We start from the raw sequence: 16,153 nt of genomic DNA, 5'->3' as shown, positions 1-16,153 counted from the left end.
GGTGTCCGACGGCGGCGAGCGGGTGCTGCTCGGGTTCGCACGGGCGCTGCGGGCGGCCGGGGTCTCGGTGACACACGACCGGGCCACCGCGTTCCTGCAGGCCACCTCGGTACTCGGAGCGGGAAGCGCCGTCGCCACCTATCGCGCGGGCCGGGCGACGCTGTGCGCGGGGCCCGACGACCTGGTGCGCTTCGACCAGGTGTTCGCCGCGTGGTTCGAGGCCTCGACCGTCGGGCTGCCGGCGCCGCGGGCCAGGGCGGGCTCGTCGGCCGGCGCCGCGGCGGTCTCGACGCGCACCACCGACCGCGCCGACGCCGAGCCCTCCGCCGCCGTGCTCCCGTCCGGCAGCGACACCACGCCCCCCGGCGCCGAGCCCGGACAGGACGAACGGCATCCCGACGTCGTCCCCGTGCTCGCCGACGACCGCGAGACCCTCCGCCACCGCGACATCGCCGGCCTCACCGAGGCGGAGCGCCGCGTCCTCGCCGCGCAGATCGCCGCCCTCCGGCCGCGCCCGCCGCTGCGCCGCGCCGCCCGCGCCGTGCCGTGGCGGCGCGGGCGGCCGGACCTGCACCGCACGCTGCGCGCGTCGCTGCGCCGGGCCGGCGAGCCGGCCCAGGTCGAGCGTCGCCGCCGGACCCGCACGCCGCGCCGCGTGGTGCTGCTGGTGGACGTGTCGGGCTCCATGCGGCCGTACGCGGAGGCGCTGCTACGGCTCGCGCACGCCGTCGTGCGGTCGGGGGCGACCGCGGGGACGCGCCGCGTGGGGACCCGCTTCCGCGCCGAGGCGTTCACCCTCGGCACCCGCCTGACCCGCGTCACCGACGCCCTGCGCACCGCCGACCCGGAGCGTGCGCTGGCTCGCGCCGGCGAGCTCGTCCCGGACTGGGCGGGCGGCACGCGGCTCGCCGAGGCGCTCGCCACGCTGATGGACCGCCACGGCGCGCGGCTGCGCGGGGCGGTGGTCGTGGTGTGCAGCGACGGCTGGGAGCGGGGCGACCCCGCGGACCTGGCCGACCGCGCCGCCCGGCTGCACCGCCTGGCCCACACCGTGGTCTGGGTGAACCCGCATCGCGGGAAGGACGGCTACCGGCCGGTGCAGTCGGGGATCTTGGCGGTGCTGCCGCACGTGGACCACTTCCTCGCGGGACATTCGCTGGGTACGTTCGAAGAAGCACTGGAGGTGGTGGCACGTGCGTGACGTGCTGGACGAGCTGCTGACGTGGTGGCGGGCGGGCCACGCGGTCGGGATGGGCACGGTAGTGGCCACGTTCCGGTCGGCGCCGCGCCCGCCGGGTGCGGCGATGCTGGTCGGACCGGGGGACGACGGCGCGCCGCCCGTCGCGGTGGGCTCGGTCTCGGGCGGCTGCGTGGAGGGCGCGGTGTACGACCTCGCGAGCGAGGTGGTCACGACCGGCAAGCCGGTGCTGGAGCGGTACGGCATCTCCGACGACGACGCGTTCGCCGTCGGCCTGACCTGCGGCGGGATCCTGGACGTGTTCGTGGAACGGGTGGACCGCGTCAGCTTCCCCGAGCTCGGCGAGGTCGCCGAGGACATCGCCGCCGGCCGTCCGGTCGCCGTCGCAACGGTTGTGGAGCACCCCGACGAGCAGGTTCTCGGCCGGCGCCTCGTCATCCGGCCCGACAGCACGGGGCCCGACAACATCCTGCCCGACAGCCCCCGCGTGTCCGGGAGCCTCGGCACCGCGCGGCTGACCGACGCCGTGACCGACGACGCCCTCGGCCTGCTCACCGGCGGGATCAGCGAGACCCTCACCTACGGCCCCGACGGCGAGCGGCGGGGCGAGGGCTGCCGCGTGTTCGTCTCCTCCTACGCGCCGCGCCCGCGGATGCTCGTGTTCGGCGCCATCGACTTCGCGGCGGCGACGGCGCGGGTCGGCTCGTTCCTCGGCTACCGGGTCACGGTGTGCGACGCCCGGCCGGTCTTCGCGACCGCTACGCGCTTCCCGGACGCGGACGAGGTGGTGACCGACTGGCCCCACCGATACCTCGCGGCCGAAGCGGACGCGGGCCGGATCGACGGCCGGACGGTGGTCTGCGTGCTCACCCACGACCCGAAGTTCGACGTGCCCGTACTGGAGCTGGCGCTGCGCCTCGACCTGGCCTACGTGGGCGCGATGGGCTCGCGCCGCACGCACGACGACCGCCTGGCCCGGCTCGTCGATGCCGGTGTGCCCGAGGCGCGGCTGGCGCGCCTGCACAGCCCGATCGGCCTCGACCTGGGCTCGCGCACGCCCGAGGAGACCGCCGTCAGCATCGCCGCGGAGATCGTCGCGGCCCGCTGGGGCGGCTCGGGCGAGCCCCTCGCGACGACCGGCGGCAGGATCCACCGCCCACCACGCAGTACGTGAGCGCTGGCGGAGCCCGGACGGCTCGGCGTACCGTGATGCGTGTCACACCGTCACAACGAAGTGGCTGAGGAGTGTCCATGACCAGGATCGAGCTCACCGTCGACGGCGCGAAGGTGGTCGACGACGTCGAACCCCGCCTGCTGCTCGTGCAGTACCTGCGCGAGCAGCTCGGCAAGACCGGCACCGTGATCGGCTGCGACACCGCGAGCTGCGGCGCCTGCACCGTCCATCTCGACGGCCACAGCGTGAAGTCGTGCAACGTCCTGGCCGTACAGGCCGACGGCGCCGAGGTCACCACCATCGAGGGAATCGCCACCAACGGCGAGCTGCACCCCCTCCAGGAGGCGTTCCGCGAGTGCCACGCACTGCAGTGCGGGTTCTGCACGCCCGGCATGATCATGCAGTCTGCGGACCTGCTCGCCGAGAACCCCCACCCGACCGAGGCCCAGATCCGCGAGGGCCTCGAGGGCAACCTCTGCCGGTGCACCGGCTACCAGAACATCGTGCGCGCGGTGCGGTACGCGGCTGACGCGACGTCCGCCACCACCGACGGAGGTGCGGCATGACCACGACGGAAGAAGCCCCCGCCACCGCCGAGGCCGCCCACGACGGCGAGATCGGCCGCGACCGGCGCCGCAAGGAGGACCGGCGGCTCATCACGGGACGCACCCGCTGGACCGACAACATCGCGCCGCCCGGAACCCTGCACCTGGCCATGGTGCGCAGCCCGTACGCGCACGCGAACATCTCGGGGATCGACACCCGGGCCGCGGCCCAGTCCCCGAACGTCGTCGCCGTACTGACCGGCGCCGACCTCGCCGACACGCAGGGCGTCCTCGCCAACGCCTGGCCCATCACGCCCGACCAGGTCGCGCCCGAGCACAAGCCGATCGCCGTCGACCGGGTCGCGTTCGCCGGAGAGATCGTCGCCGTCGTCGTCGCCCGCAGTGCCGCCACGGCCGCCGACGCCGCCGAGCTAGTCGACGTCGACTACGACCCGCTGCCCGCCGCCCTCGACCTCAGGGCCGCCGCCGACGCGACCCCCGAGAACGGCGGTGCCATCGCGCACCCCGGCCTGGGCACCAACAACTCCGCCCGGTGGATCTTCGACTCCGGCGAGGCCGGCACCGGCGGCAACGTCGAGGACGCCATCGCCGCCGCCCGCACGGACGGCATAGTCATCGAGCGCGAGTACCGCCAGCAGCGGCTCATCCCGGCCTTCATGGAGCCCCGCTCCGTCGTCGTCGACCCCACCGGCGAGCAGATCACCATGTGGTCCGCCACCCAGATCCCGCACATCACCCGCTTCCTCCTGGCCGCCACAACGGGCGTGCCCGAGTCGAAGATCCGGGTCATCGCGCCCGACGTCGGCGGCGGATTCGGCGGCAAGCTGCAGACCACACCCGAGGAGTGGACGGCGTTCGCCGTCGCGCGCCGCCTCGGCAAGCCAGTCAAGTACACCGAGACCCGCTCCGAGTCGCTGCTCGCCGCCCACCACGGCCGCGACCAGTGGCAGAAGCTCACCCTCGCCGCCCGTGCCGACGGCACCGTCACCGGCCTCAAGGTGGAGCTGCTCGCCGACCTCGGCGCCTACGTCGCCCTCGTGGGCGGCGGCGTGCCCGTCCTCGGCGCCTTCATGTACAACGCCATCTACAAGTTTCCCGCCTACCGATTCGACTGCCGCACGGTCCTGACCAACAAGACCTGGACCGACGCCTACCGCGGCGCCGGACGCCCCGAGGCCACGTTCGCCATCGAACGCCTCATGGACGAGCTCGCCGTCGAGCTCGGCCGCGACCCGCTCGAGGTCCGCCGCCAGAACTGGATAACGCACGACGAGTTCCCGTTCACCACCGTCGCCGGGCTCACCTACGACTCCGGCGACTACGAGTCCGCGACCGCCCAGGCCGTGGATGCCTTCGGCTACGAGGACCTCCGCGCCGAGCAGGCGCGACGGCGCACGGAAGGCGACCCCGTCCAGCTCGGCATCGGCATCTCCACGTTCACCGAGATGTGCGGTCTCGCGCCCTCCCGCGTGCTCGGCAGCCTCGACTACGGCGCCGGAGGCTGGGAGCACGCCGAGATCCGCATGCTCCCCACGGGCAAGGTCGAGGTCGTCACCGGCTCCAGCGCCCACGGCCAGGGGCACGAGACCGCGTTCAGCCAGATCGTCGCGGACCGCCTCGGCGTCCCCTTCGAGGACGTCGAGGTCCTGCACGGCGACACCCAGGTCGCCCCGCGCGGCCTGGACACCTACGGGTCCCGGTCCCTCACCGTCGGCGGCGAGGCGCTGGCACTCGCGGCGGACAAGGTAGTGGCCAAGGCCAAGCCGTGGGCCGCCCACCTGCTGGAGGCCAGCGCCGACGACGTCGAGTTCGCGCACGGGAAGTTCACCGTGGCGGGCACGAGCGAGGCCAAGACGATCCAGGAGATCGCCCTGGCCGCCTTCGCCGCGCACGACTACCCCGAGGGCATCGAACCCAGCATCGACGCCGAGGTCACGTTCGACCCGGTGAACTTCTCCTTCCCGCACGGCACGCACCTGTGCGCCGTCGAGGTGGACACGGAGACCGGCGCCGTGCGCCTGCGCAAGTACGTGTGCGTCGACGACGTCGGCACGGTCATCAACCCGCTCATCGTCGCCGGGCAGGTGCACGGCGGGCTCGCGCAGGGCATCGCCCAGGCCCTGTGGGAGGAGGCGGTGTACGACGACGCGGGCACCCTGCTCACCGGCACCCTCGCCGACTACCTCGTGCCCAGCGCCGCCGACCTCATCAGCTTCGACACCGCGATCCGCAGCACCCCCGCCACCTCGAACTCGCTGGGCGCCAAGGGCGTCGGCGAGGCCGGGACCATCGCGTCCACGCCTGCAGTGGTGAACGCCGTCGTCGACGCGCTGCGGCCCTACGGCGTGCACGACGTCGAGATGCCCTGCACGCCAGCGCGCGTCTGGCGCGCCATCCAGGATGGGAGCGCTTCATGATCCCCGCACCGTTCGAGTACGCCAGGCCCACCAGCGTCGACGAGGCGCTCGGCCTGCTCGCCGGGTCCGACGACGCCAAGGTGCTCGCCGGCGGCCAGTCCCTCCTGTCCGTGCTGCGCATGCGGCTCAACGCGCCCGAGCTCGTGGTCGACATCGGCCGCATCGACGCGCTGCGCGGCATCCGCGAGGTCGCCGGAGGTGGCGGCGCCATCGAGATCGGCGCCATGACGCCGTACCACGAGATCCTCGCCTCCGACGAGATCCGCACCGGGCTCCGCCTCCTGCACGACGCCGTCGCCGAGGTGGGGGACCCCCAGGTCCGGCACCGCGGCACCCTTGGCGGATCGCTCGCCCACGCCGACCCCGCCGGGGACTGCGGCGCGGTGGCGCTCGCGCTCGGGGCCGAGATGGTCATCGCCGGGCCCGGCGGCGAGCGGGTGGTTCCCGCCGACGAGTTCTTCCAGGACCTGTTCACCACCGCCGTCGGGGAGGACGAGCTGCTCGTCGCGGTCCGGTTCCCCGGGTACCCCGGATGGGGTTCCAGGTACGAGAAGTTCGTGCGCACCGCTCAGGACTGGCCCATCATCGCGGTCGGCGCATGCGTGCGCATGGCCGACGGGAAGACGATCTCCGAGGCGCGGATCGGCCTGACCAACATGGGGCCGACGCCGCTGCGGGCGCGCGCGGTGGAGGAGGCGCTCGTGGGCATGACGCCGACGGCGGAGGCCGTTGGCGCGGCCTGCGCCGCCGTGGCCGACGGCACCAGCCCGCCGTCGGACCTCAACGGGGACGCCGACTACCGGCGGCACCTCGCGACCGTGCTCGCCCGGCGGGCAGTGCTCGCGGCGGCGGGGGCGGCGTGAGGGCGCGGGGCACCGGGAAGGACGGCTTCGCGTGGAGCTGACCCACGAGTTCACCGTGCCGGCCGACGTCGCGACCACGTTCGCGGCGTTCTCGCGGGTGGAGTCGATGGCCGAGTGCTTCCCCGGCGCGGAGGTCACGTCGGTGGACGGCGACGCGTTCACGGGGTCGGTGAAGATCAAGCTCGGCCCGATCGCGCTGACGTTCAACGGCGAGGGTGAGTTCACGGAGAAGGAGCTCGCCGCGGACGGCAGCTCCGGGCGCATGGTCCTGTCCGCGAAGGGCAAGGACAGGCGCGGCAACGGCACGGCCGGCGCGGAGGCCGTCGTCGTGCTCGCACCCGGGGGCGACGCGGCGGACGGCCCGACGACCGACGTCGAGGTGACGACGGACCTCCAGATCGGCGGCAAGGTCGCGAGCATGGGCCGCGGCCTGGTCCAGGAGGTCTCCGACAAGATGCTGGGCCGCTTCACGGACTGCCTGGAGAAGAAGCTGACCTGACCCGTCCCCGCCGCCCGTTCCCGCCGGATACGTGACGGCCCGGATATCGTGGCGGCGTGGAGACGACGGCCCTGATCGCAGCCTGCGTGGCCGTCGTCCTCGGGGCCGGCCTGCAGCGGGTCGCCGGGATGGGCCTGGGCCTGGTCGCCGCGCCGGTGCTCACGGTGTTCCTCGGCGCGTCGGTGGGCGTGCTGGTCAGCAACGTGGCGGCGATCGTCACGGCCCTGCTCATCCTGCGGGCGCTCCGGGACCGGGTGGACTGGCGGCGGGTCGTCACGATCCTGCCGCTCATGCTCGTGGGCTCGATCCTCGGTGCGCTGACGGTCCGCGAGGCCGACGCCGCGTGGCTCGACGTGATCGTTGGCGGGTCGGTGCTGGTCGCGCTGGCCGCCTCGGCGCTCCTGCGCCGGCGGGTCCGGATCGAGGGCCGGTCCGTCGCGGTCGCCACCGGCCTGGCGGCGGGCTTCATGAACACCACCTCCGGTGTCGCGGCGCCCGCCTGGACCGCGTACGCGCTGGCCACCCGCTGGGACCACCGGTCGTTCGCGGCGACCATGCAGCCGCTGCTCGTGGTCATGAACACCATGTCGGTGGTCACCAAGCTGGCCCTCGGCGCGATCCCGGCCGGATCCGCACCCGCCTGGTGGGTCTGGCCCGTGCTGCTCGTCGCCGTGCTCGCCGGGGTCGCGCTCGGCACCGTCCTGGCCCGCCGTGTCCCGACCCGGGTCGCGTCGGCCATCGCCCTGACGGTAGCCGTCGCGGGCGCGATCACAGCCCTCCTGCGCGGCCTCCTCACCGTCTAACCGCTTTGTCGTGGGCGCGATCGTTGCGACTCCACGCCCGCTTCAGGCGCAGCGATCCCGCCCACGACAAGCGGGGTCAGTCGTCTTCCGCGAAGACCACGTCGCGCTTGCGCCGGATCATCGGCAGCACCGTGACCACCAGCGCGACCGCCGCGAGCGCCAGCAGGACCCCCGAGATGGGTCGCGTGACGAAGACCGTGGGGTCGCCGCGCGAGAGGAGCAGCGCCCGGCGCAGGTTGTCCTCCAGGAGTGGTCCGAGCACGAACCCGAGCAGCAGCGGCGCCGGCTCGCACCCGGACCGGATCAGCACGAAGCCCAGCACGCCGAAGACGGCGACCGCGAGCACGTCGTACGGGTTCTGGCTCAGCGAGTAGGTCCCGATGCAGGCGAACACCACGATGGCCGGGAACAGCACCGAGTACGGCACCGAGAGCATGCGCACCCAGAGTCCGATGAGCGGCAGGTTGAGCAGCACCAGCAGCACGTTGCCGATCCACATCGACGCGATCAGGCCCCAGACGAGGGCGGGCTGCTCGGTCATCACGTCGGGCCCCGGCGTGATGCCCTGGATGATGAACGCCCCGGCCATGAGCGCCATCACGGGGTTGGCGGGCAGGCCGAGCGTCAGCAGCGGGATGAACGACGTCTGCGCCGCCGCGTTGTTCGCCGACTCCGGCCCGGCCACGCCCTCGATCGCGCCGTGCCCGAACTCGCTCGGGTTCCGTGAGACCCGCTTCTCCACCGCGTAGGAGGCGTACGAGGCGAGGACGTGCCCGCCGCCCGGCAGCACGCCGAGCAGCGAACCGAGCCCGGTCGCGCGGAGCACCGGGCCGGCGATCTGCCGCAGCTCGGTCCGGCTGGGCCACAGGTTCGTCACGCGGCTCACCAAGCGGGTCCTGGTGCGCGGGTCGTGCAGGTTGCGCAGGATCTCCGCGATGCCGAACATGCCGACGGCGAGCGCCACGAAGTTCAGGCCCTGGTACAGCTCGCGCACGCCGAACGTGAACCGCGGCGTGCCGGTGTACATGTCCTGTCCCAGCGTGCCGAGCAGGATACCGAGCACGATCATCGCGAGCGCCTTGAGCATGGACCCGCTCGCCAGCGCGATCGACGCGATGAGGCCCAGCACCACCAGCGAGAAGTACTCGGCGGAGCCGAACGACAGCGCGGCGCGGGCCAGCACGGGGGCGGCGACGGCGAGCACCACCGTCGCGACGGTCCCGGCCACGAACGACCCGATCGCCGCTACGGCGAGCGCGACGCCGGCCCGCCCGGCGCGCGCCATCTCGTGCCCGTCGATCGCCGTCACGGCAGCCGACGACTCCCCTGGCAGGTTGAGCAGGATCGCCGTCGTCGACCCGCCGTACTGGGCGCCGTAGTAGATGCCCGCGAGCATGATGAGGGCCGACGTCGGGTCGTCGAACCCGAACGTGATCGGGAGCAGCAGCGCGATGGTCGCCGTCGGCCCGATGCCGGGCAGCACGCCGACGGCGGTGCCGAGCGCCACGCCGAGCAGGCAGAACAGGACGTTGTGCCACTGCAGCGCTTCGGAGAACCCGAGCGCGAGGTTGTCCAGCAGGTCCATCGGGGCCTCCTACCCGCCGAGCCAGTCGCCGAACAGCGCAAGGCGCAGCTGCAGGAGGACTGCGAAGATGATCCAGCTCGTCAGCGTCAGCCCGACGGCGATGAGCAGCGCCCGCAGCACTCTGGTGCCGGGCCGCGCCATCGCCGCGAGCAGGCCGGTGCCGAAGGTCGCGGGCAGCAGCCCGAGACCGTCGACGGTGAGCGCGAAGAACCCCACGGCGGCGAAGATCGCTACCGTCGGACGCCACTGGATCCCGGCGAGCGGCCGGGGGTCCGGGACGTCGGCGTCGGTCGGTACCCGGTCGGACGCCACCCCGTCGGACGCCGCAGCGTCCGGCACCTCGGTGTCGGGCGCCCCGCCGTCCGGCACCTCGGCGTCAGGCACCGCGCGGCCGGACCCTGCGGCGTCGGACACCTCGCCCGGCGCCGGGTCCGGGGCGACGTACGCCTTCACGACGATGGCGACGCCGAGCGCTGCGAGCACCAGGCCGAGGACGAGCGGCACGTACCCCGGCCCCATCTCGAGGAGGGAGCCGAGGTCGTACCCGAGCGCCCCGATGGCGAAGGCCGCGCCGAGCCCTACGAAGATCAGGCCCGCGACGAGGTCGCCCGTCGAGCGGGGCCGGAGCACGCCGATCTCAGCCTCCCTGTCCGGCGCCGATGATCTCGCCCCAGGTCGCGATCTGCTCCTCGAGCAGCGCCGCGTGCGCCTCCGGGGTGGCCTGGTCCTCGCTCACGGGGGCCGTGCCGAGGTCGGCCATCTGGTCGATCACCGCCTGGTCCGCCAGCGCTACCTGGAGGGCGTCGGTGAGGGTGCTGACCACCTCGTCCGGCGTCTCGGCCGGGACGTACAGGCCGTGCCACACGCTGACCTCGACGTCGGGCTGGCCGCCCTCCGCCGTGGTGGGCAGGTCGGGCAGGGCCTCGATGCGCTCCGGCGTGGTCACCGCGTACGCCTTGACCTCGCCCGCCGTGATCTGGCCGGTCGTGTTCGTGGTCTGGTCGCACATGAAGTCGACCTGGCCGCCGACGAGCTCGGTCATCGCGGGGCCCGTGCCGTCGTAGGGCACCGCCGTCACCTGGACGCCGAGAGCGTCCATCAGGAGCAGGCCGCACAGGTTGGACGCGGAGCCGTCGCCGGCGTGCGCCATCGTCACCGTGTCGGCGTTCTCCTGGACGTAGGTCACGAAGTCCTCGAACGTCTCCGGCTCGAAGTCGGAGCGCGCGATGATCGTCATGGGCACCTCGGTGACGAGGCCCACCGGCTTGAAGTCGGTCACCGGGTCGTAGGCGAGGTCGTCGTAGAGCGCGGGGGCCGTCGACATGCCGATGTGGTGCATGAGCACCGTGTAGCCGTCGGGGTCGGCCGCCGCGGCCTGGCCCGCCCCGACGGTGCCGCCGGCGCCGTCGACGTTCTGCACCACCAGCTGCACGCCCAGCTCCTCGGACATGGGCTCGGCGACCATGCGCGTCACGGTGTCGGTGGGGCCGCCGGCGGAGAACGGCACGATCACCTCGATGTCGTCCTCGGGGTAGGCGGCGGGGTCGCCACCGCCGCCCGAGGAGCAGGCGGCCAGGGTGAGGCTGAGTCCGGCCAGCGCAGCGAGGTACGCGGCCACCTTCCGAGGTCCGGCGGGGGTCATGTCCGTCTCCGATCATCGTTGATCCGGCAGGGCGATCCAGGTGGAACCAGACGTGCGAGCTGATCGCGTCGAGACCGTGACAGTACCGCCGAGCATGTGACGCCCGCCACAAACAGGACCCGGCTTGATCGAACGGTGACCTCGTCGACCGGTGCGGTCCGGTACGGAGGAGATACGGACGAGGTACGGGCCGAGTACGGGAACTTCCCCGAGCGGCCGGATTCCTACGTTGAGCGCACCGACAGTGAAGGACCACGTGATGCTCATCGAGAAGCTCGGCCGGACGGCGGCAGCCTTCGCCCTGGTCACCGCGGCTCTTGCCGGCTCGCTCGGCACCGAGCCCGCCCTCGCGCCGCCGGCACGGGCGGAGGCGCCCGCGCAGGCGGAGGTGCCCGCGCAGGCGGAGGTGCCCGCGCAGGCGGAGGTGCCCGCGCAGGCGGAGGTGCCCGCGCAGGCAGAGGCCGGGGCGCAGGCGTCCCCGGCCGACCCGGGCATCCGCGGCGCGCTCCTGCGATGCGGCGGCGGCAGGAAGGTCATGCCGCTCGACGCCGACGACGGGTCCCGCTCCACGTGCACGACCAGCAAGCGGGTCTGGAACTGGGGCAAGGACGCGCTCCGGTCGGCGCAGCTCCAGGAGGGCACCCCCTACGGGCTGGGGTGCGAGCCCGGCGAGCGCATCGACTGCTCATGCCTCGTGCAGTGGTCCTTCACCCAGCTCCCCGGGTTCGGGCACTTCGAGCGCGACTCACGATCACAGCAGGCCTGGCTGGACGGTCTGGCGAACGACGGCAGGCGGACGAAGGTCGATGCGATCCGGGTGAGCATCGCGGACGTCCAGCGGGGCGACCTGATCTTCTCCACCATCGACGCGGATCCCGTCGTCGACCACGTGGCCTTCTACTGGTCGGAGGGCTACGTCTACGACGCACCGGGCCCGAGCAGCCCGGCAGGCCTCCACGCGCGGCAGCTGGGTTCCCCGGAGGTCGTCGCCGTCTACCGCGTCATCGGCGTGAGCTGACCGGCGGCCCCCGCTCCGGCGTCGTCTCCGGAGCCCGGACCGGTGGGTGGATGAACCTGCAGGCCAGACCTCCGAAAGTGCCGCCTGCCATACAATCGCCCGTGTGGTCGTCGATCATGAGCAGGATGCGGCTGTCGGCACCGAGGACGTTGCATCGACGATCGGTGAGCTGCTTCGCGCGCACCGCCGCCGGCTCGGGCTGACCCAACGGGACCTGGCCGAACGCGCCGAGCTCAGCGTGGGCGCGGTGCGGGACATCGAGCAGGGCAGGAGCAACCACCCTCGGCTGAGCTCCGTCCAGGCGATGGCCACGGCCCTCGACCTCGACGCCACGGCGCTGGCGGCCCTCCGGACGACGATCACGGAGACCGCACAGGAGCAGCGGCCGAACCGGCACCCGGACTCCGCCGAACCGGTCTCCATCAAGGTTCTCGGGCCCGTCGAGCTGTGGCACGGCGACTCCCGGACGGCGCTCGGCTCCACCATGCAGCATCTCCTGCTGGCCAGGCTGGCCCTCGGCGTCGGCCAGCCCGTCGGACGGGACGAGCTGGTGGACCTCCTCTGGGGCCAGGAGCCGCCGGACGAGGCGACGAAGCTGCTCCGTACGCACGTCGCCCGCCTTCGCCGCCTCCTGGGGCCGTCCGGCGCGAGGCTGCTGGTCGCGTCGCGCACCGGATACCGGCTCGAGGTGGCGCCCGACATGCTCGACCTCCTCCAGTTCCGCGCGCTCGCCCGGCAGGCCGAGACCGTCGCGCCCGAGGCGGCCTTCGGCCTCCTCCTGGAGGCCGTCGGCCTCTGGCGGGGCGAGCCGGATCTCGACGAGCTGCGCGAGACCCCGCTGGCGGCCGCGATGACCGACGAGTACGTCGCGGTGCTGCGCCAGTTCGCCGCGATCGCCCGCGACATCGGCCGGCCGGAGTACTCGCTGGGGCCGTTGCGCCGGCTGGCGTCGCAGCTCGAGCTCAACGAGCCGGTGCACGCCGAGCTCATCATCACGCTCGCCGCCGGCGGCCGGCAGGCCGAGGCGCTTGCGGCATACGAACGGATCCGGTCCAGCCTCGCGGACCAGCTCGGCCTCGACCCCGGGCAGGAGCTGCGCGAGACGCATCTCGGCGTGCTCCGGCAACGCTGGCACCTCTCCGAGGCGAGTCCCCGTCCGGTGATCCAGCAGGTACCGGCGGCGCCGTCCGGGTTCGTCGGCCGGAAGGGCGAGTTCGACCGCGTCGCCGCGAGCCTCGCCCGGCCGGCGTCCGAGGCGCACGAGGCGTCGTCCCGGCTCGTCCTGGTGCACGGCCCGGCGGGCATCGGCAAGACGGCGTTCGCGCACGCGGCGTCGACCCGGCTCCGGCCGCAGTACCCGGACGGTCAGCTCTATGCCGACCTCGGCGGCGCGTCAGGGACCGCCATCGAGCCGATGAGCGTCCTCGACCGGTTTCTCCGGACGCTCGGCGTCCCCGGGCACCAGGTCGGGCGGGACCCCGGCGAGGCCGCCTCCCACTTCCGCAGCGAGCTGGCCGACCGCCAGATGCTGGTGGTGCTCGACAACGCGCGCGACGCCGACCAGGTGCGCCACCTGCTCCCCGGAACCGGGCGGAGCGACGTCCTGGTGACCAGCCGCCACCTGATCCGCGGCCTGGACGCCGCGGCGGTGATCGGGCTCGGCACGCTGTCTCCCGAGGAGTCGGTGGACCTCATCGCGTTCGTCGCCGGCAGGGACCGGACCGGCGTCGACGGCGCTGCCGCCGGCGAGCTGGGCGCGGCCTGCGGGCACCTCCCGCTCGCACTGCGGATCGCCGCCGCGCGCCTCGCCAGCAGGCCGTCGTGGGCCGTCAGCGACCTCGCGCACCGCCTGCGCGACGAGAACGGCCGGCTCGCCCAGCTCGACGACGGGGCGTCGAGCGTGCTCGTGAGCTTCCAGCTCAGCTACGACCGGCTCGACGACTCGGCACGACGGGCGTTCCGGCTCTGCTCGGTACACCCCGGGGAGGACTTCGGCGTCCCGGCGACCGCCGTCCTGCTCGGCGTCGACCCGGCGTCCGCGGAACGCCTGCTGGACGAGCTGCTGGACGCGAACATGCTCCTCCAGTACACGCCAGACCGCTTCCGGTTCCACGACCTCCTCAGGCTGTACTCCCGCAGGCTGGCCGGCACCGGACCCGAGCGGAGCGAGGCGGACGCCGCGCTGGACCACCTCCTGGAGTGGTACTCCGAGCTGGTGACCGCCGCGATGGAATGGGTCTACCCCCAGCTCGTCCGGCTCAGCAGCCATCCGGACCGCGGGCGGTGGTTCGACGACGAGACGCAGGCCCTCGACTGGCTCGACACGGAGGCCGGCGCCCTGATCCGGCTCGTCGAACGGGCGGCCGCCGACGACCGCTATGCATCCTTCGCCTGGACGGTGGCCGACCAGCTGCGCGGCTACTTCCTGATCCGGCGCCACGTGGACGGCTGGAAGCGGGTGGCGGACGCCGGGTGGCACGCCGCGGCCGGATCGGACGAGCCACGGGTGCGCGTCGCGGCCCTGCTGGGCCGGGGGCAGGCCCTCAGCGCGGCCGGACGCGACGCCGATGCGCTCGACGCCATGCTCGAGGCGCAGGAGATGGCCGAGCAGTGCGGCTGGAGGGCCGCGGCCGCCTATCTCTCCCACAACGTGGGCTGGCAGTACTACGAGTTCGGCATGCTGGCGGACGCCGACACGTGGTTCGGCCGGGCCTTCGACCTCACCGCCGACGACCCGAACGGGCACGTGCGCGCGGCGTCGCTCAACGGTTCGGGCATGGTGCAGCTCGACCGAGGGATCCTCGACAAGGCCGCCACGCAGCTCGGAGCGGCGCTGGCGATCAACGAGGCCGCGGGCCGGGAGGCGTCCGCCCTCGCCAACCGGGGCAACCTCGCGAGCGCCCTGCGGCGGAGCGGTGACCTGGAGCAGGCGAGCAGCCACCTCGACGTCGCGCTGCACGGCTACCGCCGCCGCGGCGACATGCGGGGCGAGCTCTCGACGCTCGACGAGATGGGCCGGCTGGCGACCGACCGCAACGACCTGGCCCTGGGGCTGACCCTGGCCCGGCAGGCCCACGAGCTCGCCCTCAGGGTGAACGACAACCGGGCCCGCGCCATGACCGCCTGCACGCTCGGGAACGCGCTGAGGGACTGCGGTGAGCTCGCCCAGTCGATCGACCACCTACGAACCAGCGTCGACATCGCCGTGGAGTACTCCTACACCTACCTCGAGGCCAGGGCGCAGCTCGGGCTGGCCCGCTCCCTCCGGCTGGCGGGGGACGACGAGGCGGCACGGCTCGCCGCCGAGCGCGCGGGGGCCGTCGCCCACGAGCGCGGGTACACACTGCTCGCGACGGCCGCCCAGACCGTTACATCGAGAAGGCCATGATCGCGACGGCGACCTTCCCGTCGCCCTGATCGGTCGTGCTGACGTCCAGGTTCCAGCCGCTCTCCGGCGCGTCCGGCTCGCCGTAGCTGACCTGCAGGCACGCGTCGACGTCGACGCAGGGCTCCGCCTGCAGCTCGGTCTCGGGGAGCTCGGCCCTCAGCCACGCGTCGACGTCGTCCTGGGGTGCGACGAAGTTGATGGTCACGAACGGGTCCTGGAAGCCGCCGCCTGCGCAGGTTGCGCCTGAGCCGGTGCCGTCGGTGCCGGTTCCGGTGGGCACGGGCAAGGTCTCGAACCCGGCGGAGCGCATGGCTTCCGCGCAGTCGACGGACTCGGGCTCTGGGGCGCTCCAGCCGCCGGTCGTCAGGAACCACACGACCATCGCGCCGAACCCAAGCACCGGCAGCACCAGCACGCCCAGCACAATCCAGAACCACACCCGGCGGTACAGCGGCTTGCGCTCGACCGGGATCTGCCCGGCCATGGGGTGCTCGATCATGGCGGCAGGCTACCGCCGTCGTCGGGGTCCATGCCCGAAATGTCGGTGCCGGTTCGGGCCCCGGGTCAGACGGCAAGCTTCTCGCGCAGCAGCGCCACGACCTTGCCCACGTTGACCGTCCAGCCCACCCCGAACACGCGCGGACCGATCACATGGTCGGCCTCGGGGTTCCACATCCGCTCGCGGAACCGTGCCGGGGTCGGGAAGCGGAAGTCGTAGGGGACCACCGACGCCACCTTGCCGTTCCACTCGCGCTCGTCCTCCGGCGTCCGCAGCTCCTTGACGACCGCCGCCACCGCCAGACCAAGCGTCACGAGCGTGATGATCTTCCTCAGGCCACCCCGGCGGTGCTTGACCGTGCCGTCGTCGTGCGTCGCAGACTTTCTGGACCCCACGTCAGCCTCCAGTGTTCTCGGGTACCCAGTCCCTCGTGTTCGGGACCTGTCCCTCGCCACCATCCTGTGCCCGCGTCCGCGACGTCGCGAACGCACGAGCGCCTTG

14 protein-coding genes are annotated in these 16,153 nt (G+C 73.2%); 9 read left to right on the top strand and 5 right to left on the bottom strand.

Annotated elements, in window-relative coordinates; all coding sequences use genetic code 11:
* Position 1 precedes the first annotated feature (1 nt).
* From C8K30_RS22225 to C8K30_RS22195, 7 genes are all read left to right on the top strand, one after another.
* Positions 2-1,201, top strand: coding sequence for a VWA domain-containing protein (locus tag C8K30_RS22225; protein WP_108495080.1), 1,200 nt, complete (start codon positions 2-4; stop codon positions 1,199-1,201).
* Positions 1,194-2,372 carry an XdhC/CoxI family protein gene (locus tag C8K30_RS22220; protein ID WP_108495079.1) on the top strand — a complete coding sequence of 393 codons (1,179 nt, stop codon included), beginning with the start codon at positions 1,194-1,196 and terminating at the stop codon, positions 2,370-2,372. The genes C8K30_RS22225 and C8K30_RS22220 overlap by 8 nt, the downstream gene beginning before the upstream one ends.
* Before the next feature lie 77 nt (positions 2,373-2,449).
* Positions 2,450-2,938 (top strand): (2Fe-2S)-binding protein, encoded by a 489-nt coding sequence (locus tag C8K30_RS22215; protein ID WP_108495078.1) that lies wholly within the window; start codon positions 2,450-2,452, stop codon positions 2,936-2,938.
* A complete protein-coding gene (locus C8K30_RS22210; protein WP_108495077.1) occupies positions 2,935-5,355 on the top strand; it encodes a xanthine dehydrogenase family protein molybdopterin-binding subunit in 2,421 nt (806 codons plus the stop codon). The genes C8K30_RS22215 and C8K30_RS22210 overlap by 4 nt, the downstream gene beginning before the upstream one ends.
* A complete protein-coding gene (locus tag C8K30_RS22205; RefSeq protein ID WP_108495076.1) occupies positions 5,352-6,218 on the top strand; it encodes a xanthine dehydrogenase family protein subunit M in 867 nt (288 codons plus the stop codon). The genes C8K30_RS22210 and C8K30_RS22205 overlap by 4 nt, the downstream gene beginning before the upstream one ends.
* A gap of 31 nt (positions 6,219-6,249) precedes the next feature.
* Positions 6,250-6,717, top strand: a complete 468-nt coding sequence (locus C8K30_RS22200) for an SRPBCC family protein (protein ID WP_108495075.1) — start codon at positions 6,250-6,252, stop codon at positions 6,715-6,717.
* 56 nt (positions 6,718-6,773) lie between these two features.
* A complete protein-coding gene (locus C8K30_RS22195; RefSeq protein ID WP_108495074.1) occupies positions 6,774-7,520 on the top strand; it encodes a sulfite exporter TauE/SafE family protein in 747 nt (248 codons plus the stop codon).
* Positions 7,521-7,596: 76 nt separating this feature from the next.
* Here the strand turns inward: C8K30_RS22195 and C8K30_RS22190 are convergent, their stop codons facing one another.
* Genes C8K30_RS22190 through C8K30_RS22180 form a run of 3 tightly spaced genes read right to left on the bottom strand, consistent with a single transcriptional unit; the run spans position 7,597 to position 10,747 of the window.
* The gene (locus C8K30_RS22190; protein ID WP_108495073.1) at positions 7,597-9,105 is read right to left on the bottom strand and encodes a tripartite tricarboxylate transporter permease; all 1,509 of its coding nucleotides are present in this window, start codon (positions 9,103-9,105) and stop codon (positions 7,597-7,599) included.
* Positions 9,106-9,114: 9 nt separating this feature from the next.
* Positions 9,115-9,735 carry a tripartite tricarboxylate transporter TctB family protein gene (locus C8K30_RS22185; RefSeq protein ID WP_108495072.1) on the bottom strand — a complete coding sequence of 207 codons (621 nt, stop codon included), beginning with the start codon at positions 9,733-9,735 and terminating at the stop codon, positions 9,115-9,117.
* 7 nt (positions 9,736-9,742) lie between these two features.
* On the bottom strand, positions 9,743-10,747 hold the full coding sequence (locus tag C8K30_RS22180; RefSeq protein WP_108495071.1) for a tripartite tricarboxylate transporter substrate-binding protein: 1,005 nt from the start codon (positions 10,745-10,747) through the stop codon (positions 9,743-9,745).
* Positions 10,748-10,976: 229 nt separating this feature from the next.
* On the opposite strand from C8K30_RS22180, the gene C8K30_RS22175 reads away from it, so the two are divergent.
* Together C8K30_RS22175 and C8K30_RS22170 are read left to right on the top strand one after the other, a co-directional pair.
* Positions 10,977-11,765: an NlpC/P60 family protein gene (locus tag C8K30_RS22175; protein WP_146197563.1), complete on the top strand. Its 789-nt coding sequence runs from the start codon at positions 10,977-10,979 to the stop codon at positions 11,763-11,765.
* 103 nt (positions 11,766-11,868) lie between these two features.
* A complete protein-coding gene (locus C8K30_RS22170; RefSeq protein WP_158281097.1) occupies positions 11,869-15,153 on the top strand; it encodes a BTAD domain-containing putative transcriptional regulator in 3,285 nt (1,094 codons plus the stop codon).
* Here the strand turns inward: C8K30_RS22170 and C8K30_RS22165 are convergent.
* Together C8K30_RS22165 and C8K30_RS22160 are read right to left on the bottom strand one after the other, a co-directional pair.
* On the bottom strand, positions 15,134-15,652 hold the full coding sequence (locus C8K30_RS22165; RefSeq protein WP_108495068.1) for a hypothetical protein: 519 nt from the start codon (positions 15,650-15,652) through the stop codon (positions 15,134-15,136). The genes C8K30_RS22170 and C8K30_RS22165 overlap by 20 nt on opposite strands.
* A gap of 65 nt (positions 15,653-15,717) precedes the next feature.
* Positions 15,718-16,047, bottom strand: coding sequence for a DUF5808 domain-containing protein (locus C8K30_RS22160; RefSeq protein ID WP_108495067.1), 330 nt, complete (start codon positions 16,045-16,047; stop codon positions 15,718-15,720).
* Positions 16,048-16,153 lie beyond the last annotated feature (106 nt).

It is taken from the genome of Promicromonospora sp. AC04, assembly GCF_003058225.1.
Lineage (GTDB): Bacteria > Actinomycetota > Actinomycetes > Actinomycetales > Cellulomonadaceae > Promicromonospora.
The sequence above is the reverse complement of the archived record's forward strand: the minus strand, read 5'-3'. Positions and strand labels throughout refer to the sequence as shown.

Coding starts and splice junctions, on each gene's coding strand:
- C8K30_RS22205 (WP_108495076.1), top strand. CDS start 5,352: ATGATCCCCGCACCGTTCGAGTACGCCAGGCCCACCAGCGTCGACGAG.
- C8K30_RS22210 (WP_108495077.1), top strand. CDS start 2,935: ATGACCACGACGGAAGAAGCCCCCGCCACCGCCGAGGCCGCCCACGAC.
- C8K30_RS22215 (WP_108495078.1), top strand. CDS start 2,450: ATGACCAGGATCGAGCTCACCGTCGACGGCGCGAAGGTGGTCGACGAC.
- C8K30_RS22190 (WP_108495073.1), bottom strand. CDS start 9,105: ATGGACCTGCTGGACAACCTCGCGCTCGGGTTCTCCGAAGCGCTGCAG.
- C8K30_RS22165 (WP_108495068.1), bottom strand. CDS start 15,652: ATGATCGAGCACCCCATGGCCGGGCAGATCCCGGTCGAGCGCAAGCCG.
- C8K30_RS22180 (WP_108495071.1), bottom strand. CDS start 10,747: ATGACCCCCGCCGGACCTCGGAAGGTGGCCGCGTACCTCGCTGCGCTG.